This window comes from Duganella sp. GW821-FHT07F09 (assembly GCF_059418705.1).
Window position 1 is genome coordinate 852,951 of record NZ_JBWKQJ010000001.1, and the last position, 22,670, is coordinate 875,620.

The 22,670-nt window shown below is 65.0% G+C and carries 22 protein-coding genes; 16 read left to right on the plus strand and 6 right to left on the minus strand.

What is annotated here, in order from left to right:
- Positions 1-31: 31 nt before the first annotated feature.
- The 4 genes from AC07P1_RS03915 to greB all read right to left on the minus strand — a co-directional run bounded on the left by AC07P1_RS03915 (position 32) and on the right by greB (position 3,723).
- Entirely contained in the window at positions 32-979 is a 948-nt protein-coding gene (locus AC07P1_RS03915; RefSeq protein WP_494694588.1) for a hypothetical protein, read from the minus strand.
- 63 nt (positions 980-1,042) lie between these two features.
- The gene (locus AC07P1_RS03920; RefSeq protein WP_494694589.1) at positions 1,043-1,972 is read right to left on the minus strand and encodes a hypothetical protein; all 930 of its coding nucleotides are present in this window, start codon (positions 1,970-1,972) and stop codon (positions 1,043-1,045) included.
- Positions 1,973-2,037: 65 nt separating this feature from the next.
- The gene (locus tag AC07P1_RS03925) at positions 2,038-2,982 is read right to left on the minus strand and encodes a hypothetical protein (RefSeq protein ID WP_494694590.1); all 945 of its coding nucleotides are present in this window, start codon (positions 2,980-2,982) and stop codon (positions 2,038-2,040) included.
- Positions 2,983-3,156: 174 nt separating this feature from the next.
- Positions 3,157-3,723, minus strand: a complete 567-nt coding sequence (greB, locus tag AC07P1_RS03930; protein ID WP_494694591.1) for a transcription elongation factor GreB — start codon at positions 3,721-3,723, stop codon at positions 3,157-3,159.
- A 121-nt stretch (positions 3,724-3,844) separates the two neighbouring features.
- Between greB and AC07P1_RS03935 the strand changes: the two genes are divergently transcribed.
- The 12 genes from AC07P1_RS03935 (at position 3,845) to AC07P1_RS03990 (ending at position 16,776) form a co-directional block, all read left to right on the plus strand.
- Complete coding sequence (locus AC07P1_RS03935; protein ID WP_494694592.1) at positions 3,845-4,414, plus strand: hypothetical protein; 570 nt, start codon at positions 3,845-3,847, stop codon at positions 4,412-4,414.
- A 28-nt stretch (positions 4,415-4,442) separates the two neighbouring features.
- A complete protein-coding gene (locus AC07P1_RS03940) occupies positions 4,443-5,621 on the plus strand; it encodes a sensor histidine kinase (protein WP_494694593.1) in 1,179 nt (392 codons plus the stop codon).
- Positions 5,622-5,660: 39 nt separating this feature from the next.
- On the plus strand, positions 5,661-6,308 hold the full coding sequence (locus tag AC07P1_RS03945; RefSeq protein WP_090322288.1) for a response regulator: 648 nt from the start codon (positions 5,661-5,663) through the stop codon (positions 6,306-6,308).
- 210 nt (positions 6,309-6,518) lie between these two features.
- Positions 6,519-8,102, plus strand: a complete 1,584-nt coding sequence (locus AC07P1_RS03950; protein ID WP_494694594.1) for a GGDEF domain-containing protein — start codon at positions 6,519-6,521, stop codon at positions 8,100-8,102.
- 318 nt (positions 8,103-8,420) lie between these two features.
- Positions 8,421-9,965 carry a flagellin N-terminal helical domain-containing protein gene (locus AC07P1_RS03955; RefSeq protein ID WP_494694595.1) on the plus strand — a complete coding sequence of 515 codons (1,545 nt, stop codon included), beginning with the start codon at positions 8,421-8,423 and terminating at the stop codon, positions 9,963-9,965.
- Positions 9,966-10,057: 92 nt separating this feature from the next.
- The gene (locus tag AC07P1_RS03960; RefSeq protein WP_494694596.1) at positions 10,058-10,444 is read left to right on the plus strand and encodes a flagellar protein FlaG; all 387 of its coding nucleotides are present in this window, start codon (positions 10,058-10,060) and stop codon (positions 10,442-10,444) included.
- Between the two features lie 222 nt (positions 10,445-10,666).
- Positions 10,667-13,354 carry a flagellar filament capping protein FliD gene (fliD, locus tag AC07P1_RS03965; RefSeq protein WP_494694597.1) on the plus strand — a complete coding sequence of 896 codons (2,688 nt, stop codon included), beginning with the start codon at positions 10,667-10,669 and terminating at the stop codon, positions 13,352-13,354.
- Positions 13,355-13,381: 27 nt separating this feature from the next.
- Positions 13,382-13,816, plus strand: a complete 435-nt coding sequence (gene fliS, locus AC07P1_RS03970; protein ID WP_494694598.1) for a flagellar export chaperone FliS — start codon at positions 13,382-13,384, stop codon at positions 13,814-13,816.
- A gap of 3 nt (positions 13,817-13,819) precedes the next feature.
- Entirely contained in the window at positions 13,820-14,149 is a 330-nt protein-coding gene (locus AC07P1_RS03975; protein ID WP_494694599.1) for a flagellar protein FliT, read from the plus strand.
- Between the two features lie 14 nt (positions 14,150-14,163).
- Entirely contained in the window at positions 14,164-15,684 is a 1,521-nt protein-coding gene (fliK, locus tag AC07P1_RS03980) for a flagellar hook-length control protein FliK (protein WP_494694600.1), read from the plus strand.
- Positions 15,674-16,006, plus strand: a complete 333-nt coding sequence (locus AC07P1_RS03985; protein ID WP_494694601.1) for an EscU/YscU/HrcU family type III secretion system export apparatus switch protein — start codon at positions 15,674-15,676, stop codon at positions 16,004-16,006. Before fliK ends, AC07P1_RS03985 begins: the two co-directional genes overlap by 11 nt.
- Before the next feature lie 11 nt (positions 16,007-16,017).
- Positions 16,018-16,776 (plus strand): flagellar brake protein, encoded by a 759-nt coding sequence (locus AC07P1_RS03990; RefSeq protein WP_494694602.1) that lies wholly within the window; start codon positions 16,018-16,020, stop codon positions 16,774-16,776.
- Here the strand turns inward: AC07P1_RS03990 and AC07P1_RS03995 are convergent, their stop codons facing one another.
- A complete protein-coding gene (locus tag AC07P1_RS03995) occupies positions 16,777-17,739 on the minus strand; it encodes a GlxA family transcriptional regulator (RefSeq protein WP_494694603.1) in 963 nt (320 codons plus the stop codon).
- A 97-nt stretch (positions 17,740-17,836) separates the two neighbouring features.
- Here AC07P1_RS03995 and AC07P1_RS04000 point away from each other — a divergent pair, with 97 nt between their 5' ends.
- A complete protein-coding gene (locus tag AC07P1_RS04000) occupies positions 17,837-18,463 on the plus strand; it encodes a cysteine hydrolase family protein (RefSeq protein WP_494694604.1) in 627 nt (208 codons plus the stop codon).
- A 139-nt stretch (positions 18,464-18,602) separates the two neighbouring features.
- Here AC07P1_RS04000 and fliE read toward each other — a convergent pair whose 3' ends face one another.
- Complete coding sequence (fliE, locus tag AC07P1_RS04005; protein WP_315218652.1) at positions 18,603-18,947, minus strand: flagellar hook-basal body complex protein FliE; 345 nt, start codon at positions 18,945-18,947, stop codon at positions 18,603-18,605.
- A gap of 235 nt (positions 18,948-19,182) precedes the next feature.
- Between fliE and fliF the strand changes: the two genes are divergently transcribed.
- The 3 genes from fliF to AC07P1_RS04020 are packed head-to-tail and all read left to right on the plus strand — an operon-like array spanning position 19,183 to position 22,670.
- Positions 19,183-20,931 (plus strand): flagellar basal-body MS-ring/collar protein FliF, encoded by a 1,749-nt coding sequence (gene fliF / locus AC07P1_RS04010; RefSeq protein ID WP_494694605.1) that lies wholly within the window; start codon positions 19,183-19,185, stop codon positions 20,929-20,931.
- A complete protein-coding gene (gene fliG, locus AC07P1_RS04015; protein ID WP_090322347.1) occupies positions 20,924-21,922 on the plus strand; it encodes a flagellar motor switch protein FliG in 999 nt (332 codons plus the stop codon). Before fliF ends, fliG begins: the two co-directional genes overlap by 8 nt.
- Entirely contained in the window at positions 21,915-22,670 is a 756-nt protein-coding gene (locus AC07P1_RS04020) for a flagellar assembly protein FliH (RefSeq protein ID WP_494694606.1), read from the plus strand. Before fliG ends, AC07P1_RS04020 begins: the two co-directional genes overlap by 8 nt.

Genomic DNA, 22,670 nt, shown 5'->3' on the forward strand with positions numbered 1-22,670 from the left:
TCGGCGCACGCATGGCCGATTACGGCTGCGCCTAATCCGCCCTACGGTTTACCAATGGATCATACCAATACGCCTTGTTGGCCAGCGGCGTCTGCGCCGGCAGCAACGGATTCTCCAGCCTGAAAATGCGCCGCTTGCGCAAGCCGACCTTCTCGATCACCCCATCGTACGTCTGGTGAAACAACCGGTCCAGGCGACCATCGGCGCTCAGCGCCCGCATGCCGTATTCGAGCCGCTCGGCCAGCCTCCGCTCGCCCGGCGCGACAAAGAAATAACGCGCCAGCGGCATATACAACGCCAGGTCCTCCTCGATGGCCAGCGTCTGGAAAGCCGGCGAATACGCCTCCCGCTCATAGACCGCCTCCTCCACCGAGCGCGGAAAGAACAAAAAGCGCTCGGCCGCCAGCATCGCTTGCAGATTGTGGACCGACGCGCCGGTAACGACCTTGAAACCGTTGTGCAGAAGCACCGGGGTCGAACTCCACTGCCGGCCGGACCCCATCACCAGCTCCTTCAACTGAGGCAACCCCGTCACCGCGCTGAACCGGGCCTGGCGGCGGCCGTCGATCAGAAAGATACGGTAGCCTGAAAACCCCTTGTCGACGGGAATGCGGATCGGGATCAGCTTGCGCTCCCACTCCTCGGTGGTGACCTGCGCGGTCAGGTTGACCATGCCGCCCTTGACCATTTCCTGCATCAGACGGTCCCGCTCCATGATCAGCGGCGAGAAGGTCAGCTCGAAGGGGCCGTACTTCTCCGTGGACGCCTCGAGCGCCGCCCGCAATACGCCCAGCGCGTACCGGTCGCGCAAATCGGGGTTGTTGAAGACAAAATCAGCGCGGTAGGTATCGAGCGCGCGCGCCGGCGGCGCTGCGCCGAACAGCGCCAGCGCCGCCAGCGTGCACAGCATCAGCCGGCGCCCCCTTGCGGACCCGAGGCCGTCATCGCGGCACGGCCTGTTGACAGTTGCCTGTTTCATCATAGTGATTGTGACGGCTTCCCTCATGCGGTTGGCGTGGTAGCGTGCGGGCGCCGGACATTCCTACTTTTGCGGCAGCGGATCGTACCAGTACGCCCTGGTCGACAGCGGCGTGCGCGGCGGCAGGAAGGGATTGTCCAGCCTGAAAATCCGGCGCTTACGCAATCCCGCCTTCTCGATCAGTCCATCGTACGCCTGATGGAACAGCAGGTCCAGGCGCCCGTCGGCGGCGATCGACTGCATGCCGTATTCGAGCCGGGCGGCCAATCGCTGCTGGCTCGGGGAGATAAAGAAATAGCGCGCCAGCGGCATGTACAACGCCAGATCGGTCTCGACGGCCAGCGCCGGGAAATCCGCCGCGAACACGTCCCGCTCGAACAACGCCTCCTCTATCGCGCGCGGAAAGTAGGCGAAGCGCTGCGCGGCCAGCATCGCATGCAGACCGGTGGTCGAGGGGCCTGCCACCACCTCGAAGCCGGCGTTGCGCAACACCGCCGTGGCGCTCCATTGCCGCCCCGATCCCACCGGCAGCACCTGCAGCTGCTGCAGCGTGGTCAGTGCGCTGAACTGCGCCTGGCGCCGGCCGTCGATCAGGAAGATGCGATACCCGGAAAACCCCTTGTCGAGCGGAATGCGGATCGGGATCAGCCGACGCTCCCAATCCACCGACGTGATCTGCGCCGTCAGGTTGACCAGGTCGCCCCGCACCATCTCCAGCATCAGGCGGTCGCGCTCCATGTGGTGCGGCGAAATGCTCAACTCGAACGGGCCGTATTTGGCGCTGGACGCCTCCAGCGCCGCCGTCAGCACCGCCAACGCATAGCGGTCCCGATAGTCGGCATTGCTGAAGACATGGTCGAGCACATAGGTGTCGAGCGCGCGCGCCGGCAGCGCCCCGCCGCACAGCGCCAGCGCCAGCAGCGCGCAACGAACCAGACGGCGGGCGCACCCGCCACCGCGCTGCTCTGACTTCTGGACAATCACCATGTTCATTTGGACCATTGTAGCGAGTTCTTGATTTCACCACGGAACCGATGAACGAACCCGGCAGGAATGACTTACTTGTGCGCGAACGGGTCGTACCAATACTTCTTGTTGCCCAGCGGCGTATGCGGCGACAGCAGGGGATTGTCCAGTTTGAAGACGCGACGTGTGCGCAGCGCCACTTTCTCGATCACGCCATCGTAGGCCTGGTGGAACATCTTATCGAAGCTGCCATCGGCGACCAGCAACTGCAGGCCGTACTCCAGACGCTGCGCCAGCCGCTGATGGCCGGGCGCGACAAAGAAATAGCGCGGCAACGGCATATAAATGACCATGCCGCTCTCGATGGCCAGCGCCGGGAAGGCCGCCACATGGCTCTCTTGCTCGAAGACCGCCTCCTCCACCCCGCGCGGGAAATGCACGAAACGGTTCGCCGCCAGCATGCTGTGCAGGCCGTCGGTCGAATTGCCGTGTACCACATCGAAACCGGCGCTGCTGAAGACCGCCGTCGAGCTCCACTGCCGCCCCGCGCCCAGCGACAAGGCCTTCAACTGCGGCAAGCCGGTGATCGCGCTGAACTGCGCCTGGCGGCGGCCGTCGATCAGCGAGACCCGGTAGCTGGACAGCCCCTTGTCGATCGGAATGCGGATCGGTATCAGTTTGCGCTCCCATTCCGGCGAGGAGATTTGCGCGCTCAGGTTCACCAACTCGCCGCGGACCATTTCCAGCATCAGGCGGTCGCGCTCCATGACCAGCGGAGAAATGCCAAGCTCGTATGGGCCATATTTGGCGCTGGACGCTTGCAACGCCGCCCGCAACACCTGCAAGGTATAGCGATCGCGGTAATTGGGCCGGCTGAAGTTGTAGTCGATCGTATAGGAATCGATCCCGCCGGCGTGCAGCGGAGCGCCGCACAGCGCCAGCATCGCCAATGCCGCCAGCCCGCGCCAGAACACCCGGCGGGCGATCCCACGCGCCCCGTTATCATGCTTTGGGTGCGTATTTTTAACAATTGCCATGTTCATTTTGGCATTGTAGCGGCTTTCCAGCTTATTGCTTCCATAGGACAACAACGACCAGTGGAAAGCGGGCGCCGACGCCACATGGTATCGATAAACCGGACCGACCATGCCGGTTTGGCCCGTTCCACCGATCGCAATGCTATTAAAACGACTATGAATTGGGCCTGCACTCTAATCTGCGGCCGGCGCCGGATAACTCACTTCCAGAATCTCCAGCTCCTCCACCCCGTGCGGTGCCTGGAACGTGACAACATCGCCCTCGCGCGCCTTGGTCAGCGCGCGCGCCACCGGCGCCACCCAGCTGATCTTGCCGTTCAGCGGGTCGAGCTCGTCGATGCCGACGATGGTGATGGTGCGGGTCTCGTCGTTCTGGTTGCAGTAGGTGACGGTGGCGCCAAAGAAGATCTGGTCGCTGCCATGGTGCACGCTGGGATCGACAATGGCCGCCGAATCCATGCGCTTGGTGAGGAAACGGATGCGGCGGTCGATCTCGCGCAGGCGCCGCTTGCCGTAGATATAGTCGCCGTTCTCGGAACGGTCGCCGTTCGACGCGGCCCAATGCACGATGCGCACCACCTCCGGCCGATCGACGTCGATCAGCTGCAGCAGCTCATCCTTGATGCGCTGGTAGCCCGCCGGCGTGATGTAGTTCTTCGACCCGGCCGGGATGGCCAGCGCCAGCGCGGCGGCTTCCTCGTCGTCGTCCCCGTCCGATTCTTTGACAAATGCTTTATTCATGCGGGCCATTGTACCCCCTGCCACCCCCGCCACGCCTCCGCCGCGCCGCACGCGAGACGACATTCCCCGCACCGGCGATGCTTTCACGTATCATGCTGTCAGAGGAACAACATAACAACCAATGAAACCCTTCCGCCGATACGCACGCAGACTGTTCGCGCCGCTGGTGTATCTTGCCGCCGTGTTGCTGCTGCTGGAGGACTGGCTGTGGACGCTAGGCGCGCGCTTGATGGCCAGACTGACCGCGTGGCCGCCGCTGCACCGGCTCGAGGCATGGATCTGCCGCCTGGGGCCGTACGCGGCGCTGGTGCTGTTCGCGCTGCCGGCGGTGCTGCTGTTTCCCGTCAAGCTGCTGGCGCTGTGGGCGATGGGCAATGGCCACGCGCTGACCGGCTTGATCGTCATCGTCGCGGCCAAAATCATCGGCGCGGCGGCCGTGGCGCGGCTGTACCTGCTCACGCGGCCGGTGCTGTTGACCATCCTCTGGTTCGCCCGGCTGCTGCACTGGTTCCTGGATTTAAAACAGCGCTGGATAGCAAGCCTGCGCGCCACCGCCGCCTGGCGCCAGGTCGGCGCCGCGACGGCCAGGTTCCGGCGCTGGCGGCAGGCCCTGCCCATGCCGGCGCCCGGCAGCTGGACGGCGCGCTTCCGCCGCCTGCTAAAACGTTTCCGCGCGCGCTGGCGCGCTTGATCCCGACACCATTATCGACGGCTACCCCATGAACGCACCATCCGACAATCCCAACGACAGCGCAGCGCTGGCGGCCGAGCTGGCCGAGGTGCGCGCCCGCTTCGACGCCATCGTCTCCAACACGCCCGGCCTGGTCTACCAGTTCGTGCTGCACGCCGACGGCAATGTCTCCTTCCCCTACCTGAGCGACGGCTGTCTGGCCCTGCTGGGCGTGACGGCGCCCGAGCTGCACGCCGAGCCCGGCCGCTTCCTCGACCTGATCCTGCCCGACGACCGCCGCGCCTACCGCGACGCCATGCAGGCGTCGGCGTCGGCGCTGTGGAGCTGGAACTGGGAGGGCCGCATCTGGGTCGACGCCTGGAAAGACGTCAAATGGATCAACCTGCGCGCCACGCCGCACGCGCTGCCCGGCGGCGACGTGCGCTGGGACGGCATGATGACCAACATCACCGAGAGCAAACTGGAACAGATGGAAGTGCGCCAGTCGCGCGCCCGGCTCGCCGAGCTGAGCGCCCACACCGACCGTGTCAAGGAACAGGAGCGCACCCGCATCGCCCGCGAAATCCACGATGAGCTGGGCGGCAACCTGACCGCGATCAAGATGGCGCTGGCCATGCTGGCGGCCCGCCTCGACGACGCCGATCCGGCGCTGCGCGAAAAAACCGACTACGTCGACGCGCTGGTCGACCGCACCATCGACGCCGTGCACCGCATTTCGCTGGACCTGCGCCCCGCCCTGCTGGACCTGGGACTGGTGGCGGCGCTCGAATGGCAGGTCAAGGAGTTCGAAAAACAGGCCGGCGTGCCGAGCACCTTCTGCGCCAACCAGCGCGACATCGCGCTCGACAACGACCAGGCCACGGCGCTGTTCCGCATCGCCCAGGAGGCGCTGACCAACATCGCCAAGCACGCCAACGCCACGCGGGTGACGGTCAAGCTGGCGCGGTTGCGGCACCACGTGTCGCTCAAAATCACCGACGACGGCCGCGGCATCCGCCAGGCCGACCGCGCCAAGGCGGCCTCGTTCGGGCTGCGCGGCATGGCCGAGCGGGCTCGCGCCTTGGGCGGAACGTTGACGCTTAGCCACGCCGCCGGGGGCGGAACTGTTGTTGCCATCAAGATTAAACAAGAGACCGCGCGCGAAACGCTCATTGCGGCGGCGGCCGGCACTACAATAGCTGGAGAAAACATTACCACTGTGAAATAATGTCACAGCGGGCATCGCGCAAACGTAAAGAAAACAATAATGACAGAGAAAGCCATCATCAAGGTCTTCATCGCCGACGACCACGCCATCGTGCGGGAGGGCTTGAAACAAATCCTGGCGGAGACGCGCGACATCGTGGTGGCGGGCGAGGCCGAGAACGGCCTCGACGCCGTCAAGCTGTTCCGCAAGTCCGAATGCCAGGTGATGCTGCTCGACATCTCGATGCCGGACCGCAGCGGCATCGAGGTGCTCAAACAAATCAAGAAGGAAAAGCCGGAGCTGGCGGTGCTGATGCTGTCGATGCACCGCGAGGACCAGTACGCGATCCGCTCGCTCAAGGCCGGCGCGTCCGGCTACCTGACCAAGCAAAGCGCGCCGCGCGAGCTGGTGACGGCGATCCGCCAGGTGGCCGGCGGCCTCAAATACATCAGCCCGGCGTTGGCGCAGGAGCTGGCCAACCACGTCGGCGAGGACCACGAGGCGCCGCCCCACGACACCCTGTCGGACCGCGAATACCAGACCCTGACGATGATCGCCTCGGGCAAGACGGTGGGCATGATCGCCAAGGAACTGTCGCTGTCGGTCAAGACCGTGAGCGAATACCGCGCGCGCCTGCTGGTCAAGATGAAACTGAAAAATAGTGCCGAATTGACGCACTATGCGATCAAAAACCAACTGATCGAGTAATCGGACGCTAGCGCCCCGGCGGCGCGGGTAAGATAGTGGCTGATCGATAAGCCGAACCACGGGCTGCGCAGCAAGGCATGGTTGACGGATTGCACATATTTAATGCCATGATGAAAGGCACCTTCCACCCGCTTATCCGGGCATGGTAATGCGGCACACGGTCTTATCATGGTGTAATCAGAAAACCTTTTAAAAGGCCGCGTGTCATATATGTCCAAACCATCCACTCCCGAGCAAAATCCGGCCGAGATCGCGCGCGAGGCGTTCAAACGTCTGGCCGTGCGGCGCATCGCGCCGACGCCGGAAGCGTACCGGGATATCTATAACGAGATCGCCGGCATCACCGAGCCGGCCGCCCCGGCGGCCCAGGCACCGCTGGGCAGCGTCGATCCCGGCCCGGAATCGGTGCTGAGCCAGTTCGCCACCCGCCTGACCGAAAACACCGGCGACCTGGCCGAGTTCGGCCGCCGCTTCAACCGCGCCGTCAAGACGCGCGACTGGGAAGGCTACGCCAAGACGCTGTCGCAACTGGTCGAACGCCACTTCGTCGCCAAAAAAGGCATCGAGATCGCCGGCGTCGACGCCGACGACGAACAAAGCCGCGTGCTGCGCGACCTGCTGAGCCGCACCCTGACCTTCGCCGTCGCCTCGCTGCTGAGCGGCGCGCCGGTGCTCGTGGCCGAGGCCGAATCCCTGGGCGCGGCCACCAAGCTGGCCCACAGCGAGGAGGCGCTGGCCGAGATCGGCCTGCGCCTGAAACAATTGTGCTTCCAGATCGAACTGCGCGGCGGCGACAGCGGCGAGCAGCAGGAACTGTTGCTGCGCCTGTTCAAGCTGCTGCTGGAGAACGTCAGCGAGCTGCTCGACGACGACAGCTGGCTGCGCGGCCAGATCGAATCGGTGCAAAACCTGATCGCCGGCCCGCTCGACGTGCGCGCGCTGGAGGAAGCCACGCGCAGCCTCAAAGAGGTGATCTATAAGCAGGGCCAGCTCAAGCACAGCCTGTCGGACGTCAAGCTCACCGTCAAGAACATGATGATGACCTTTATCGACCGCCTGGGCCAGGTCGCCGCCTCGACCGGCGACTTCCACGAGAAGATCGGCGGCTATTCGGAAAAGATCAGCAAGGCCGACAATATTTCCGAACTCAACAGCATCCTCGACGAGGTGCTCAAGGAAACCCGCCTGGTGCAGAGCGAAGCCCTCAAGGCGCGCGACAAGATGGTATTGGCGCGCCAGGAGGTGCAGGACGCCGAGACGCGCATCCACGCGCTCGAGGCCAAGCTGCAGCATTTGAGCGAACTGGTGCGCGAGGACCAGTTGACCGGCAGCCTCAACCGCCGGGGCCTGGACGACGTCTTCGAGCGCGAGACCGCCCGCGCCGACCGCCGCGGCACGCCGCTGTGCATCGCCATCCTCGACCTGGACGATTTTAAAAAGCTCAACGACACCTACGGCCACATCGCCGGCGACGCGGCGTTGAAGCACCTGGTCAAGATCGTCAAGGACACGTTGCGCTCGATGGACGTCATCGCCCGCTTCGGCGGCGAGGAATTCCTGATCCTGATGCCGGAGACCTCGGTCGAGGCGGCCGCCACCACGATGACGCGCCTGCAGCGCGAGCTGACCAAGCACTTCTTCCTGCACGATAACGAGAAGGTCCTGATCACCTTCTCGGCCGGGGTGGCGTTGCGCCGCCCCAACGAGGAGCAAACCGAACTGGTCAAGCGCGCCGACAAAGCGATGTACACTGCCAAACAGACCGGGAAGAACCGGGTGGTGATCGCCGACTAGTGGTTGATTCGACCACGAACCGGCGCTTGCACCCGTCGACAGCCCCCAGCCCGGCCTTCGCCGGGCTTTTTTTTCGCTTAAAACACGCTGAAAAATAATTATTTTGACCCTAAAGATTCCGGATTCGCGGTCGTTTAAGCGGGCACATGGAGCGAACTTGAGGGTGAAAAACAGGAATTTCTTGCTGTTTCCCACCCTAAATTTTCCCACAGGGCAACCGTTAATCATTACAACAGCGGTTTGATTGTCTCGGAACAGGGGGACAGACCAAAGTGAAATGAGCACCTAGCCCAAATCGTAGTAATCTGGAGAATCATCATGGCACAAGTCATCAATAGCAACATCGCATCGCTGAACTCGCAACGTAACCTGAGCACCTCGCAAGCTTCCCTGTCGACCTCGCTGCAGCGTCTGTCTTCCGGTCTGCGCATCAACAGCGCCAAGGACGATGCGGCCGGCCTGGCAATTTCCGAGCGCTTCACGTCGCAGATTCGCGGTAACCAACAGGCTGCGCGTAACGCCAACGACGGTATCTCGCTGGCTCAAACGGCCGAAGGTGGCTTGAGCACTGCTGGCGATCTGCTGCAACGTATCCGCGAACTGGCCGTCCAGTCCGCCAACGGCACCAACTCTGAATCGGACCGCAAGTCGATCCAGAACGAGGTCGCCTCCCTGTCGAAAGAGCTGGACCGCGTGGCCAACACCACCCAGTTCAACGGCCAGAACGTCCTCGACGGCAGCCTGACGAACACCCAGTTCCAGGTCGGCGCCAACTCGAACCAGGTCATCAACGTCGGCGTGCAAAGCGCCAAGGCGACCGATCTGGGCAACAACACCTTGAAAGCGGTCAACAGCGCCACCACCCTGGGTTCGGCCGTTGCCGGCACCACCAACCTGCTGACGGCCGCTGAAACGATGTCCATCAGCTCCGGCGCCGGCGTCACCACCACTGTGCTGGCCAAACAAAACGATAGCGCCAAGACGATTGCCGCCAGCGTCAACGCACTGAGCGGTTCGAGCGGCGTCACGGCGCTCGCCAAGACCACCGCCACCATCTCCAACATCGGTACCGACGCCGCCGGCGCGGTTGCCGACCCGGCCGCCTCGCTGGGCGTCAAGTTCACGCTGAAAAGCGCGAACACGGAAGCTGTGACGATCTCGGCTTCGGTCAAGAACGGCGACCTGTCGGCGCTGGCCCAGGCGATCAATGCGCAAAGCGGCACCACCAATGTGACCGCCAGCATCAAGATCAACCAGGCGACCAACCAGAAGGAACTGCAACTCGACAACATCGCCGGCGACGACATCAAAATCGGCGGCACCGCCGACACCACCAACGCGGCCATGACCGCCGCCACCATCCGTGGCGTCGATCTGCCCGACGCGGATGCCGATGGCGACCTGGAACCGGGCGCCGGCGTGGCCATGACTGCGGACGCCACCGTTGGCGGCACCGTCGACTTCTCGTCCGACGGCGGCTTCTCGATCACCACCGCCGGCGGCGCTGGCGTCATCACCGGCGGCGCCTCGATCGGCAGCCAACTGTCGTCGGTCGACAAGATCGACGTGAGCACCATCGCCGGTTCGAACAAAGCCTTGCTGACCATCGACTCGGCCCTGAACCAGATCAACAAGAACCGCGCCGATCTGGGTGCGATCCAAAACCGTTTCGCTTCGACCATCGCCAACCTGAACACGACGACGGAAAACCTGTCCGCTTCGCGTAGCCGTATTCAGGATACCGACTTCGCGCAGGAAACCGCGTCGCTGACCCGCGGCCAGATTCTGCAACAGGCCGGTACCGCGATGCTGGCGCAAGCCAACTCGCTGCCAAACGGCGTGCTGTCGCTGCTGCGTGGTTAAGATCCGGGGATGAGCTGACGTCGTACAGTCACTCTGACTAGGTTCCCCGGCTGATTTTCATCAGCCGGGGATTTTTCGTAAAGGAAAGTATCATGACTATCGATACCATAGGCTCCGCCACTTCGGCCCGCCCGGCGGATCGTGTGCCAGTCAGCAGCGATGCGGCGGCGGCGCTCGGCGCGCCCCGCGCGCCGGCTGCCGAGGTCGAAACGGCGGCGGCCGTCAAGGGGCCTGCCAATGTGCCAAGCTCCGAGCAGCTCAAAGAGGCCGTGTCGCAGTTGAACAAGGCGTCCCAGGACAAATCACAGGGCCTCGAGTTTTCGATCGACAACGACAGCAAGCGCACCGTCGTCAAGGTGATCGACCAGACCACCAAGGAAGTGCTGCGCCAGATTCCGACCCCGGAAGCACTGGAAATCGCCAAGGCGCTGGAATCGAAATCCAGCACAGCCGGCCTGCTGATCCAGCAGACCGCATGAAGCGGCCGCGCCATGCGCGCGCCGCTTTTTCTTCTTTTCAGGCATGCTTCTCGAAGGCAATGCCCAGCATACGCCAGCGCGTTCGCGTCGGCGGCACCCTCCTTTTCGACTCTGCCGCCCGTTTTTTCCGCTTTGCCCGAACAGGCCGGTAATCTCCCCTCTCAAGTCCGGTTTGATTCTGCCGATACTGTCTTATATTATTGCTTTACTTAGGAGCGCATCGTGGCTATCTCATCTCCCGGCATCGGCTCGGCTCTTCCGGTCAACGACATCATCAGCAAACTGATGGTGGCCGAATCGGCGCCGCTGGCCCAGTTCGACAAGAAGTCGGCCAGCTACCTGGCGCAGGTGTCGGCCTTCGGCAACCTGTCGAGCGCGCTCGGCGCGTTCCAGTCGTCGCTGTCGAGCCTGACCTCGCTGAGCGGCTTCCAGACCATGTCGACGACGCCGGGCGACGCCTCGATCTTCACCGCCGGCGCCACCAGTAGCGCCAAGCCGGGCAGCTACCGCGTCAACATCAGCCAGATCGCCCAAGCCCAGACCCTGGCGTCGAACATCGGCTACAAATCGACCACGGCCGCCATCGGCCTGGGCGCCAAGACCACCATCAATTTCTCGCTCGGCACCCTCAGCGGCGGCAGCTTCGGCGTCACCGGTGGCGCGCTCGGCGCCAGCCTGACCACCGGCGGCCTGACGCCCGGCGCGCTGAGCATCAACGGCACCGCCATCGCCACCGACGGCACCACGCGCAGCGCGCGCCTGCTGGCCGACGCCATCAACGCCAAGAGCGCCACCACCGGCGTGTCGGCCAAGGCCGCGGCCACCGTCACCAGCGCCACCCTGTTCGGCGCGGGCGGCGCCTCGAGCTTCGGCCAGGTCGACACCAGCGGCGGCGGCACCTATTCGCTGTCCGTGGGCGGCGTCGAGATCGCCGTCCAGGCCGACGGCGTGGCCGGCGGCGCCGGCGTGACGGCGGCGTCGATCGACGCCGCCCTGACCGGCAACACGGCCACCGCGCGCGCGCTGGCCGACGCCAACATCACCTACACCGGCAGCGCCGCCGATGGCACTTTGCAATTCACCAACGCCGACGGGAGCAACATCGCCATCGCCGAAGCCGTCTCCGGCACGGTGACGGGCGGCATCGGCAACAGCGGCGCGGCCAATATCGGTTCGAGCACCACGGCGGTCGGGACGATTTCGCTGGTGTCGGCCGACGGCAGCCCGATCAAGATCGGCGGCACCAACCCGGCCGGCGCCGGCCTGACCGAGGGCACCGGCGGCGCCTACCTGGGCGCCGGCTTCGCGCCCAACGCCGACCGCACCAGCGGTAACATCGTCATCGACAGCACGAACAATTCGTTGCAAGGCATCATGGATGCCATCAACAAGGGCAATTTTGGCGTCACCGCCTCCATCGTCAAGGACGGTTCGACCGGCACCAACGCCACCCCGAACCGCCTGGTCCTGACGTCCACCGACAGCGGCCAGAGTTCGACGATGAAAATCACGCTGTCCGGCTCGGGTGCCGACCCGGCCGACCCGGCGCTGGTGAGCCTGCTCGGCTACGACCCGGCCGGGGTGCAGAACCTGAGCCAGAAGCAGGCCGCCTCGGACACCAAGGCCTCCGTCAACGGCATCGACGTCACCAGTTCGAGCACGAGCATCGGCGGCGCCATCACCGGGGTGACGATCAACGCACTCAAGGTGGGCGCATCGACGTTGACGGTGTCCAAGGACACCAGCTCGCTGACCGCCTCGGTGAACGGATTCGTCAAGGCCTACAACGAACTTAACACCCAGATGAGCGCGCTGGGCGGCTATAACCCCGAGACCAAGGTCGGCGGCCCGCTGCTGGGCGACCCGACCCTGCGCACCCTGCAGGCGTCGATCCGAGCCCAGATGTCGGCCACCTTGACCGGCCTGCAAGGCACCAAGCTGACCAACCTGTCGCAAATCGGCATTTCCTTCCAAAAGGACGGCACGCTCACGCTCGACGGGTCCAAGCTGCAAAAGGCGATCGACAACAACTACAACGACATCGCTGGCCTGTTCGCGGCGGTCGGGCGCAGCACCGATCCGGATGTCACCTTCGTCAGCTCGACGGCCAAGACCAAGGCCGGCGACTTCGCGCTCAACATCACCCAGTTGGCCAGCAAGGGGGTTCTGCAGGGCACCACCGCGCTGCCGGCGGAAACCACGATCGCAGCCGGCACCACCTGGACCGTCACGCTCAACGACACCGTGCCGGCCAGCCTGACGAACACGCAGACGGTGAGCATTCCCGCCGGCACCTACAATCCCAGCCAGCTGGCCACCATGCTGCAATCGCAGATCAACGGCGTCAAGGAATTCTCGGCGGCGGGCGCGACCGTGTCGGCGACCGTCGGCGACGACGGCCGGCTCAAGCTCGAATCGACCCGCTACGGCTCCAAGTCGAACATCACGGTGGCGAGCGCCGACGGCAGCCCGGTTTCGGACGTGTTCGGCGCAGGCGCCTCGGTCAAGGGCGTCGATGTTGCCGGCACGATCGGCGGCTTCACCGCCACCGGCGACGGCCAGACGCTCACCGGCGCGCCCGGCGCGGCGGTCGAGGGCCTGAAGCTGACCGTGGCCGGCGACACGATCGGTCCGCGCGGCACCTTCGGCTTTTCGCAGGGCTACGCCTACCAGCTCAATTCGCTGGCGGCCGGCTACCTGGGCGGTACCGGCTCGATCACCAGCCGCACCAAGGGCCTCAACGACACGGTCAAGGATATCACCAAGCAGCGCGACGCCTTCAGCGTGCGCCTGGTCGATATCGAGGCCCGTTATCGCAAGCAATATTCGGCGCTCGACACCATGATCGCCAGCATGAACACGACGACGTCATTTTTGACGCAGCAGTTCGCGGCCATGGCCAAGGCCTAACGCGACCCCATTTACAGGAGACGGAATATGTTCGGATCTCGACACACTGGCGTGCATGCCTATGCCAACGTCGGCATGGAAACAGGCGTAGTGGCCGCCAGCCCCCACAAGCTGATCGTGATGCTGTTCGACGGCGCGCTGGTCGCGCTGAACGCGGCATTGAGCGGCATGCGCAGTGGCAATATCGCCGAGAAAGGCAAATCGATCTCCAAGGCCATCCTGATCATCGACAGCGGCCTGCGCGCCGCGCTCGACAAAAAGGCCGGCGGCGAGATCGCCGAAGGGCTCGACTCCTTGTACGAATACATGAGCGGCCGCCTGGTGGCGGCCAACGTCACCAACGACCCGGCCATCCTGGAGGAAGTGCAGCGGCTGCTCATCGAGCTGCGCGACGCCTGGAACGCCATCGCCGACACCCCCGCCGCCACCGGCATCAAACAACCCAACCTCGCGAGCGCCTGATCCATGATGACGAGCCAAGAAATTTTATCCGTGTACGCCGCCATGGCCGCCCTGACCGAGCAGATGGTGCAGGCCGCCACCCGCAGCGACTGGGACATGCTGGTGCTGCTCGAGGAGCGCGTGGCAGTCCACGTGCAGTCGCTGCGCGAGCAGGAGGCGCCGGCGCCGATGCGCGGCGCCGAGCGCGAACGCAAGATCGAACTGATACGCCAGATGCTCAACGCCGACCGCCAGATCCGCGATCTGACGATGCCGTGGATGGAGCAGCTGTCCAAACTGATCAACTCGACCGGCGCGGAACGGCGCGTGGTTAGCGCCTACGGCAGCGTTTAAAGCAGGCCGGCGTCATGTTGCCGCGCTTTGACGCCGCCGTCATGCCCGTCCGGCCGGCCGACGGCGTCGGCGCCGGCGCGGCCGTCGGCGACGAGCGCCAAGCCGCCTTCCAGCGCGTGCTGCAGGGCATGGTGGGCAAGTCGGTGACGGCCGAGGTCATGTCCCGCTTCAACGACGGCAGCTCGCTGGTCAAGGTGGCCGACAACGCGGTGCGGATGATGTTGCCGCCCGGCGTCAACGTCGGCGACCAGGTGCCGCTGACGGTGCTGACCGCCTCGCCCCGTCCGACCTTCCAGCTCGGCACCGGCACTTCCGGCGCCGCCCCCACCGTGGTCTACAGCGAAAGCGCCGCCGCCGATGGCGGCGAGGCCTTGTATTCGCCGTCGCTGCCGTCCCAACAAGCGGCCGGCCAGCCCGCCGGCACCGGCCGCCCGCCGGCCGCCACCGTCCCCGGCCAGCCGGGCCAGGCTGAAACGGCCGCCGCCGGCGACCCGGACGCCCTTCCCGGCCAGGCGCGTCCCGGCGTCGCGCCCGGCGGTCCGGCCGCCCACCCCGCCACCCAATCAGCCACTCAGCCCGCCGTGACACGCCCCGGCAGCGAGGCTGCCCAAACCGCCGCGCAGGGTAAACCCGACGCCGCAGCGGCCGGACCTGCCGGACGTCCATTGCCGGCCGCCGCCGGCCAGCCCGCCGCCGGACCGGCCGCATCAGCCGCCGGCACGCCGCCGCCCGCCGACGCCGTCAAGCCGCAAAGCCTGGCGGCCACCTTGCTGGGCAAGGCGCCGTTGACGCCGTCCAGCGAACTGCCCGAACTCGACCACACCACGCCGCAATCGACATTGAGCAACACCGCCCGCGTGCTGACCACCGTGCTGACCGCGGCCCAGGGCGGCCAGATGGCGCAACTGGCGCTGATCGGCAAGACCGCGCTGTTCGGCAACAGCCTGCCGGCCACCGACGCGCTGGCGCAAAAGCTGCAGGACACCATCTCCAAGAGCGGCCTGTTCTATGAATCGCATGTCACCGAATGGGTCAAGGGCGAGCGCACCTTGCCCGATCTGATGCGCGAGCCGCAGATGCAGCGCATGGCGCAGGGCGGCGAGCAGGCCGCCGCGCGCGCTGCCGCCAACGGCCCCGACCTGACGGCCGCACAGATGATCAACCAGCAACTGCACACCCACGAGCAGGGCCGGGTCCAGTGGCAGGGCGAGGCCTGGCCGGGCCAGCAGATGCAGTGGGACGTGCGGCGCGAACAGCGCGAAAAAGACAAGCAGGATGGCGGCGCCGGCGACGAGACGCCGGAACAGATCTGGCGCAGCGGCGTGCGCTTCCGCTTCCCGCTGCTAGGCGAGGTGTCGGCCTCGGTCACCCTGGTCGGCGGCCAGGTCCACATCCAGGTGCAGGCCGGCAGCGACGACACCGCCGACACCCTGCGCATCCACGCCAGCCGGCTGGAGCAGGCGATGGAGGCGGCCGGGGCGCCGCTGTCGTCGCTGCTGATCACACAGGATAGTGGAGGCGGCGATGGCGGATAACACCCCGCGCCGGCCGCTGCAGCAGGCGGTGGCCCTGGCCTACCAGGAGGGGGCGCCGGCGCCCAAGGTCGTGGCCAAGGGGCGCGGGCTGGTGGCCGAGCAGATCATCGACGTCGCCAAGGAGGCCGGCGTGTTCATCCACGAGTCCAAGGAACTTGTGTCTTTGCTCATGGATGTGGATTTGGATCAACAAATTCCACCCACGCTCTATAGGACGATTGCGGAACTGTTGGCGTGGCTATATCATATTGAATCAGCGCAAAAGTCCGGCTTGCCGCTTCCCGAGGCGCCGGACACCAGCCTCCCACTCACCGAAATTTGACGCCGGCCGAGATGTATCCACACTTTCAGGATGTCGAATTGGAAAACTGGCATGACTATGAAATCGAGTCACGCAAGGAGATCGTCTCCCTGCTGCGTGGCATCGGTGAGAAAAACCAGCTGATCCGCATGCTGATCCAGGGCGAGTCCGACGTCTGCGTCACCTCCATCCTCGACGTCGACGACCAGCTCGACACGGTCGTGCTCGACAGCTCGATCGACCCGGAGCAAAACAAGCGCATCCAGGCCTCGCAGGGCTTGTCGTTTGAAACCACGCTCGACAAGGTGCGCATCCTGTTCGCCGCCGAACGGGTCGAAGCCATCGTTTTCGAAGGCAATCCGGCCTTCAAGATCGTGGTGCCGCCGACCCTGATCCGCCTGCAGCGGCGCGAGTATTACCGCATCGCCACGCCGGTGACCAATCCGGTGCGCGTGGTCGTCACACTGCCCGAGGAACTGGGCGGCAGCACCACCTTCCCGCTGGCCGACATCAGCTGCGGCGGCATCGCCATCCTGGACAACAAGATGATCCTGGGCGACGCCATCGGCAAGGAATACCCGAACTGCCGCATCGACCTGCCGGAGATCGGCCAGGTCACCACGGCGCTGCAGGTGCGCAACTCGCTCGACCTGACCCTGCTCAACAACAAGACCAACCGCCGCCTCGGCTGCGAGTTCGTCAACATCCAGCGCAGCACCCTGTCCTATGTGCAGCGCTACATCACCAAGCTCGAACGCGAACGCAACGCCCGCATCGCCGGCATGATGTAGTCAGCGGCGATACGTTCCACGGTAGGCCGACGGCGACGTCTGCAACACCGCGCGGAAATGCTGCCGCAACGACAACGCCGAACCGAATCCGGCCTCCTGCGCCACCACCTCGATCGACGCGTCGCCGCTTTCGAGCATCCATTGCGCGTGCGCCAGCCGCTGTCCCAGCAGCCACTGCTTGAACGAGGTGCCGGTGGCCTGGCGGAAATGGCGCGTGAAGTTGCGCCGGCTCATGGCGGCGCGTTCGGCCAGCGCGTCGATGCTATGGGGTTGCTCCAGGCGCTGCGTGACCCATTCCAGCACGTCGGCGAAGCGGCCGTCGCTGCTCGACACGGGCAACGGCCGTTCGATGAACTGCGCCTGCCCGCCCTGCCGGTGCGGCGCGATCACCAGTTGGCGGGCCACGCGGTTGGCGGCGTCGGCGCCGCGTAGCTGGCGCAGCAGATGCAAACAGCAATCGAGCCCGGCGGCAACGCCCGCCGACGTCAGCACCTGGCCGGCATCGACATACAGCACATCGGGATCGATGTCGATGCGCGGATGGCGCGCGGCCAGCGCGGCGGCGAATTGCCAGTGGGTGGTCGCGGTTTTGCCGTCCAGCAGGCCGGCCTCGGCCAGCGGAAACGCCCCCAGGCACAGCCCCACCACGCGGGCGCCGCGCGCATGGGCCGTGCGCAAGGCTGCCAGCAGCGCGGGCGGCGCGGCCCGGCAATCGTTATGCCATGAGGGCATGATGACGATATCGGCGTCGTCGAGCGCGCGCAGGTCGTAGTCGGTGGCGATGGCGAAGCCAGCGGAGGTGCGCAGCGGCGTGCCGTCGGCCGCGCAGACGCGCACGTCGAAGCCCGCCTGCCCGCTGTCCTGGCCCGCGTCGAACACCAGGCACGGCACGGACAAATGGAAAGGCGTGATGCCGTCGTAGGCGATCACGGCAACGCCGATGGGGCGGTCGGGACTGTTCATGGCCCGATTATACCGAAACGGTGCCTTCGGGCCACTGGCCGGGGTGGCGGGATGGACCGACAATTGACTCATCATCCACCACCCGAAGGAATCCACCATGTCCAGCTCCCCGCGCCGCGCCCTGCTCGTCATCGACGTGCAAAACGAATACTTCACCGGCCAGCTGCCGATCGAGTTTCCGCCAGTGTCGACCTCGCTGCCCAATATCACCTTGGCGATGGACAGCGCCACGGCGGCGGGCATCCCGGTGATCACGGTGCAGCACGACGCGCCCGCCGAGTCCCCGGTGTTCGCCGTCGACTCCCCGGCATGGCAGTTGCATCCGGGCGTGGCCGGCCGCCACGCGGACCACCACATCCACAAGCAAGCCTCGAGCGTATTCGCCGGCACCGACCTGGCGCAATGGCTCAAGGACAAGCGGATCGACACCTTGACGATCGCCGGCTACATGACGCACAACTGCGACGCCGCAACGATCTACCACGCGGCGCACAACGGTCTGACGGTGGAGTTTTTGGCCGATGCGACCGGCTCGCTGCCCTACAAGAACGCGGCGGGAGAGGCCAGTGCCGAGGAGATACACCGGGTCTACAGCACGGTGTTCCATTCGAACTTCGCGGCGGTGACAACGACCGCCAACTGGGTAAAAGCCGTGCAAGCAGGCCAAGCCATCGAACGCGACAACATCTATCTGTCCAACCAGCGCGCCCGAAACCCGGACTAAAACCAACGGGGTCATAAAACCAACGGGGTCATAAAACCAACGGGGTCAGGTCCGACATTCGGACAAACCAGTCGGAATGCGGAACCTTTTGCAGTCAAAAGAGTTCCGCAATGTCCGAATGTCGGCACTGACCCCAGGGTTAGACTTGCATATTCATGATCTCGTGATACGACGACACCAGCTTGTTGCGCACCTGGATCGTTGCCTGGAAGTTAATGCTGGCCTTTTGCATCGCGATCATCGTGTCCGACAGGCTGACGCTGTCGTCGCCCATGGCGAAGCGCTTGCCCATGTCGGCCGCCTTGACCTGGCTGGCGTTGACCGCCGCCAGCGACTTTTCCAAGGCGTCCGAGAACTGCGCCTTCGGCACGGCCGGCGCCTCGGTCTGGATCACCGGCGGCGTCAGGCTCGGGCGCGTGGCGTGCGCCTTCAACTGGGCGATCATGGCCTGGATCTGGCTGCTGTCGATGCCACCTGTTTTCATTTCACACTCCTATCTGTTGCTGTCGCGAAACAAATTCCACGACATGGCCTAGCCCGGCGTTACAATACGGAACGGCTCTATCAGTCCTGCCAGAATACCAAGCCCGGCGCAACGGCACATGGACGAGCAGGACGGTAAAGGGTGCTCTATTCCAAGTATTAAATTTCCGGACGACAAGCAATAATCTGTTCTGCCCTCCCCCATTTCAGACCCAGTTACCCGGAACCCAACCATCATGGCCGCAGCCGAAGCAATCGACAACGACACAGCAGCCCCGCCAGCACCCGGCGACGACGGTGCGGAACGGCTGCCCTTCATCCGCACCCCGATGGGCCGCAACTTCATGCGCGCGGCGGCCGCCGCCGCGGTCGTGGCGGTGCTGATCGGCCTGTACATGTGGAACAAACCGCCCGATTACGGCGTGCTGTTCTCCAATTTCACCGACCGCGACGGCGGCGCCATCACGGCCGAGCTGGACAAGCTGAACATCAAGCACAAGTTCTCGGAGAACGGCGGCGCCATCCTGGTGCCGACCGAGCAGGTCCACGACGCCCGCCTGAAACTGGCCGCGCAAGGCTTGCCCAAGGGCGGCAACGTCGGCTTCGAACTGATGGAAAACCAGAAACTGGGCGTGTCCCAGTTCCTCGAGCAGGTCAACTACCAGCGCGCGCTCGAAGGCGAGCTGGCGCGCTCGATCCAGTCCCTGGCCGCCGTCGAGAACGCCCGCGTCCACCTGGCGCTGCCGAAGCCGTCCGTGTTCGTGCGCGACCAGCAAAAGCCGACCGCGTCGGTCCTGCTGACCCTGCACCCGAACCGCATGCTCGACCCGGCCCAGACCGCCGCCATCGTCCACCTGGTCGCCTCCAGCGTGCCGGAACTGATGCCGGCCAACGTCACCGTCGTCGACCAGGCCGGCAACCTGATCTCGGACCAGAACAAGAACGGCAGCGGCGGCCTGAACGCCAAGAACATGGATGAAACCCAGCTCAAGTATGTCAAGGACATGCAGCTGCAGGTCATCAAGCAGGTCGAGTCGATCATCGTGCCCATCGTCGGCGAAGGCAATGTGCGCGCCGAGGCGACCGCCGACGTCGATTTCTCCAAGGTCGAACAGGCCGCCGAGACCTACAAGCCGAACTCGCCACCGGCGGCGTCGGCCATCCGCAGCCAGCAAAGCAGCGAGACCAGCGGCGACGCCAACGTCAACCCGGGCGGCATTCCGGGCGCGCTGTCGAACCAGCCGCCGGGCACCGCCACCGCCCCGCTCGACCAGGCCGTCGCCAACGGCCCCAACGCGCCGGCGCCGGGCACGCCGCCGGGCGGCGTCAACGCCAACGCCACCGGTCCGAAGCACAAGGAATCGACTACCAATTACGAAGTCGACAAGACCGTGCGCTACGAGACGCGCGGCATGGGCGGCCTGCGCCGCATGACGGTGGCCGTTGTGGTCAATTACAAACGCATCGTCGACAAGGACGGCAAAGTCACCATTAAAGCCTATACTCCTGAAGAGATGTCCAAGATCAACGATCTGGTCAAGCAGGCGATGGGCTACAACCAGGACCGGGGCGACGCCGTCAGCGTGGCCAACTCGCCGTTCGACGGCGTCGACCGTCCGTTCGAGCCGGCGCTCGACTGGTGGCGCGATCCGGCCAACCTGCCGATGGCCAAGGACCTGGCCAAGTTCCTGATCACCGCGCTGATCCTGCTGTACATCGTGCTGCGCATCGTGCGTCCGATGATGCGGCCGGTCTTCAAGAAGATCGACGAGATCAACGCGCCGGAGCCGGAGCCGGAAGAGCCGGAGGAAGTCGTCGAGGAAGGCCCCGACGAGGCCCTCATCGCCGAGGAAGAACTGCGCAAGATGGAAGAGAACACCGTCAAGACTTACCGCGAAAACCTGGCGATGGCGAAAAAGCTCGCCGTCGAGGACCCACGCATCGTTGCCAACGTCATCAAGGAATGGATAGGCGCAAATGACTGAGAATACCGGACTCCAAAAAGCCGCCATCCTGATGCTGGCGATGGGCGAGAGCGAAGCGGCCGAAGTGATGAAATACCTCGGCCCGCGCGAAGTGCTGAAACTCGGCGCGGCCATGGCGACCATGAAGAACGTGCCGCACGAGGAAGTCGTCGGCACCCTGGACAACTTCCGCGAGATGGTCGCGGCCGCCTCCACGGTCGGCCTCGATTCGGACGAGTACATCCGCCAGGTGCTGACCAAGGCGCTGGGCGACGACAAGGCCTCGGTGCTGCTGTCGCGCATCCTGGGCGGCAAGGACGCCTCCGGCATCGAGTCGCTCAAGTGGATGGATTCGCAATCCGTCGCCGAGCTGATCCGCAACGAGCACCCGCAGATCATCGCCACCATCCTGGTCCACCTGGAGCGCGACCAAGCCTGCGAAATCCTCAGCCACTTCACCGACCGCCTGCGCAACGACGCCGTGCTGCGCATCGCCACCCTGGACGGCGTGCAGCCGGCCGCGCTGCGCGAACTGAACGACGTGCTGACCAAGCTGTTGTCCGGTAACGAGAACATCAAGAAGTCGTCGCTGGGCGGCGTGCGCACGGCCGCCGAGATCCTCAACTTCATGAGCGGCGAGCAGGAAGGTTCGGTGATGGACAACATCAAGAACTACGACAACGACATGGCGCAGAAGATCATGGACGAGATGTTCGTGTTCGACAACCTGATCGACATCGACGACCGCGGCATCCAGCTGCTGCTGCGCGAAGTGCAGTCGGAAATGCTGATCATCGCGCTCAAGGGCGCGTCGCAGGAATTGCGCGACAAGATCTTCAAGAACATGTCGGCGCGCGCCAGCGAGATGATGCGCGAAGACCTGGAATCGAAAGGACCGGTGCGCCTGTCCGAAGTGGAAACCCAGCAGAAGCAGATTTTGCAGATCGTGCGCCGCCTGGCCGACGAAGGCCAGATCGTGTTAGGCGGCAAAGGCGAGGATTCGTTTGTCTAATTTGCCCAAAGAGCAGCAAACCGCATTCCAGCGCTGGGAGATGCGCTCGTTCGGCGACGAGCGCCCGAGCGTGGTGGCGCTGCGCGACGCCGAGCAGCGCGAACGCGACGCCGAAAACGCCCGCGTCGAGGCCGAGCAGCGCGTGCACGAGGCGCTGCTGGAGCAGCAGGAACTGGTCGAAATCGGCCCGCCACTGCCGCCGCCGCTCGAATACCCCACCGTCGAAGAACTCGAACAGATCCGCGAAGAGGCGCGCCAGTCCGGCTACGACGAAGGCCACGCGGCCGGCCACGCCGACGCCATCGCCGCCGGCGAAATCGTCACCAAGGAAGAACTGCAACAGATGCGGGCGCTGGCCGACGGCTTCAGCGGCGCGCTGCGCGACGCCGACCAGTTGATCGCCAACGACGTGCTGGACCTGGCGCTGCAGCTGGCCAAGGGCATGCTGAAGAACGCGCTGCAGGTCAAGCCGGAACTGATTTTGCCGATCGTGCGCGACGCCATCGACTACCTGCCGGCGCTGCAGCAGCCGGCGCAACTGCACCTGCATCCGGACGACGCCGTCATCGTGCGCGCCGCCATCGGCGAGGAGCTCGACAAGAGCGGCTGGCGGGTGATCGAGGATGCAAACGTCGGGCGCGGCGGCTGCAAGGTCGATACCGCCAGCAACCAGATCGACGCCACCGCCGCCGCGCGCTGGCAACGCCTGAGCCACGCGCTGGGCAAGGAAGTCGATTGGCTGGACTGA

Coding starts and splice junctions, on each gene's coding strand:
- AC07P1_RS03920 (WP_494694589.1), bottom strand. CDS start 1,972: ATGAACATGGTGATTGTCCAGAAGTCAGAGCAGCGCGGTGGCGGGTGC.
- AC07P1_RS04000 (WP_494694604.1), top strand. CDS start 17,837: ATGTCCAGCTCCCCGCGCCGCGCCCTGCTCGTCATCGACGTGCAAAAC.
- AC07P1_RS03925 (WP_494694590.1), bottom strand. CDS start 2,982: ATGGCAATTGTTAAAAATACGCACCCAAAGCATGATAACGGGGCGCGT.
- AC07P1_RS03995 (WP_494694603.1), bottom strand. CDS start 17,739: ATGAACAGTCCCGACCGCCCCATCGGCGTTGCCGTGATCGCCTACGAC.
- AC07P1_RS03985 (WP_494694601.1), top strand. CDS start 15,674: ATGGCGGATAACACCCCGCGCCGGCCGCTGCAGCAGGCGGTGGCCCTG.
- fliE (WP_315218652.1), bottom strand. CDS start 18,947: ATGAAAACAGGTGGCATCGACAGCAGCCAGATCCAGGCCATGATCGCC.
- fliF (WP_494694605.1), top strand. CDS start 19,183: ATGGCCGCAGCCGAAGCAATCGACAACGACACAGCAGCCCCGCCAGCA.
- AC07P1_RS03990 (WP_494694602.1), top strand. CDS start 16,018: ATGTATCCACACTTTCAGGATGTCGAATTGGAAAACTGGCATGACTAT.
- fliK (WP_494694600.1), top strand. CDS start 14,164: ATGTTGCCGCGCTTTGACGCCGCCGTCATGCCCGTCCGGCCGGCCGAC.
- greB (WP_494694591.1), bottom strand. CDS start 3,723: ATGAATAAAGCATTTGTCAAAGAATCGGACGGGGACGACGACGAGGAA.
- AC07P1_RS03950 (WP_494694594.1), top strand. CDS start 6,519: ATGTCCAAACCATCCACTCCCGAGCAAAATCCGGCCGAGATCGCGCGC.
- AC07P1_RS03940 (WP_494694593.1), top strand. CDS start 4,443: ATGAACGCACCATCCGACAATCCCAACGACAGCGCAGCGCTGGCGGCC.
- fliS (WP_494694598.1), top strand. CDS start 13,382: ATGTTCGGATCTCGACACACTGGCGTGCATGCCTATGCCAACGTCGGC.
- AC07P1_RS03915 (WP_494694588.1), bottom strand. CDS start 979: ATGAAACAGGCAACTGTCAACAGGCCGTGCCGCGATGACGGCCTCGGG.
- AC07P1_RS03975 (WP_494694599.1), top strand. CDS start 13,820: ATGATGACGAGCCAAGAAATTTTATCCGTGTACGCCGCCATGGCCGCC.
- AC07P1_RS03955 (WP_494694595.1), top strand. CDS start 8,421: ATGGCACAAGTCATCAATAGCAACATCGCATCGCTGAACTCGCAACGT.
- AC07P1_RS03935 (WP_494694592.1), top strand. CDS start 3,845: ATGAAACCCTTCCGCCGATACGCACGCAGACTGTTCGCGCCGCTGGTG.
- AC07P1_RS03945 (WP_090322288.1), top strand. CDS start 5,661: ATGACAGAGAAAGCCATCATCAAGGTCTTCATCGCCGACGACCACGCC.
- fliG (WP_090322347.1), top strand. CDS start 20,924: ATGACTGAGAATACCGGACTCCAAAAAGCCGCCATCCTGATGCTGGCG.
- AC07P1_RS03960 (WP_494694596.1), top strand. CDS start 10,058: ATGACTATCGATACCATAGGCTCCGCCACTTCGGCCCGCCCGGCGGAT.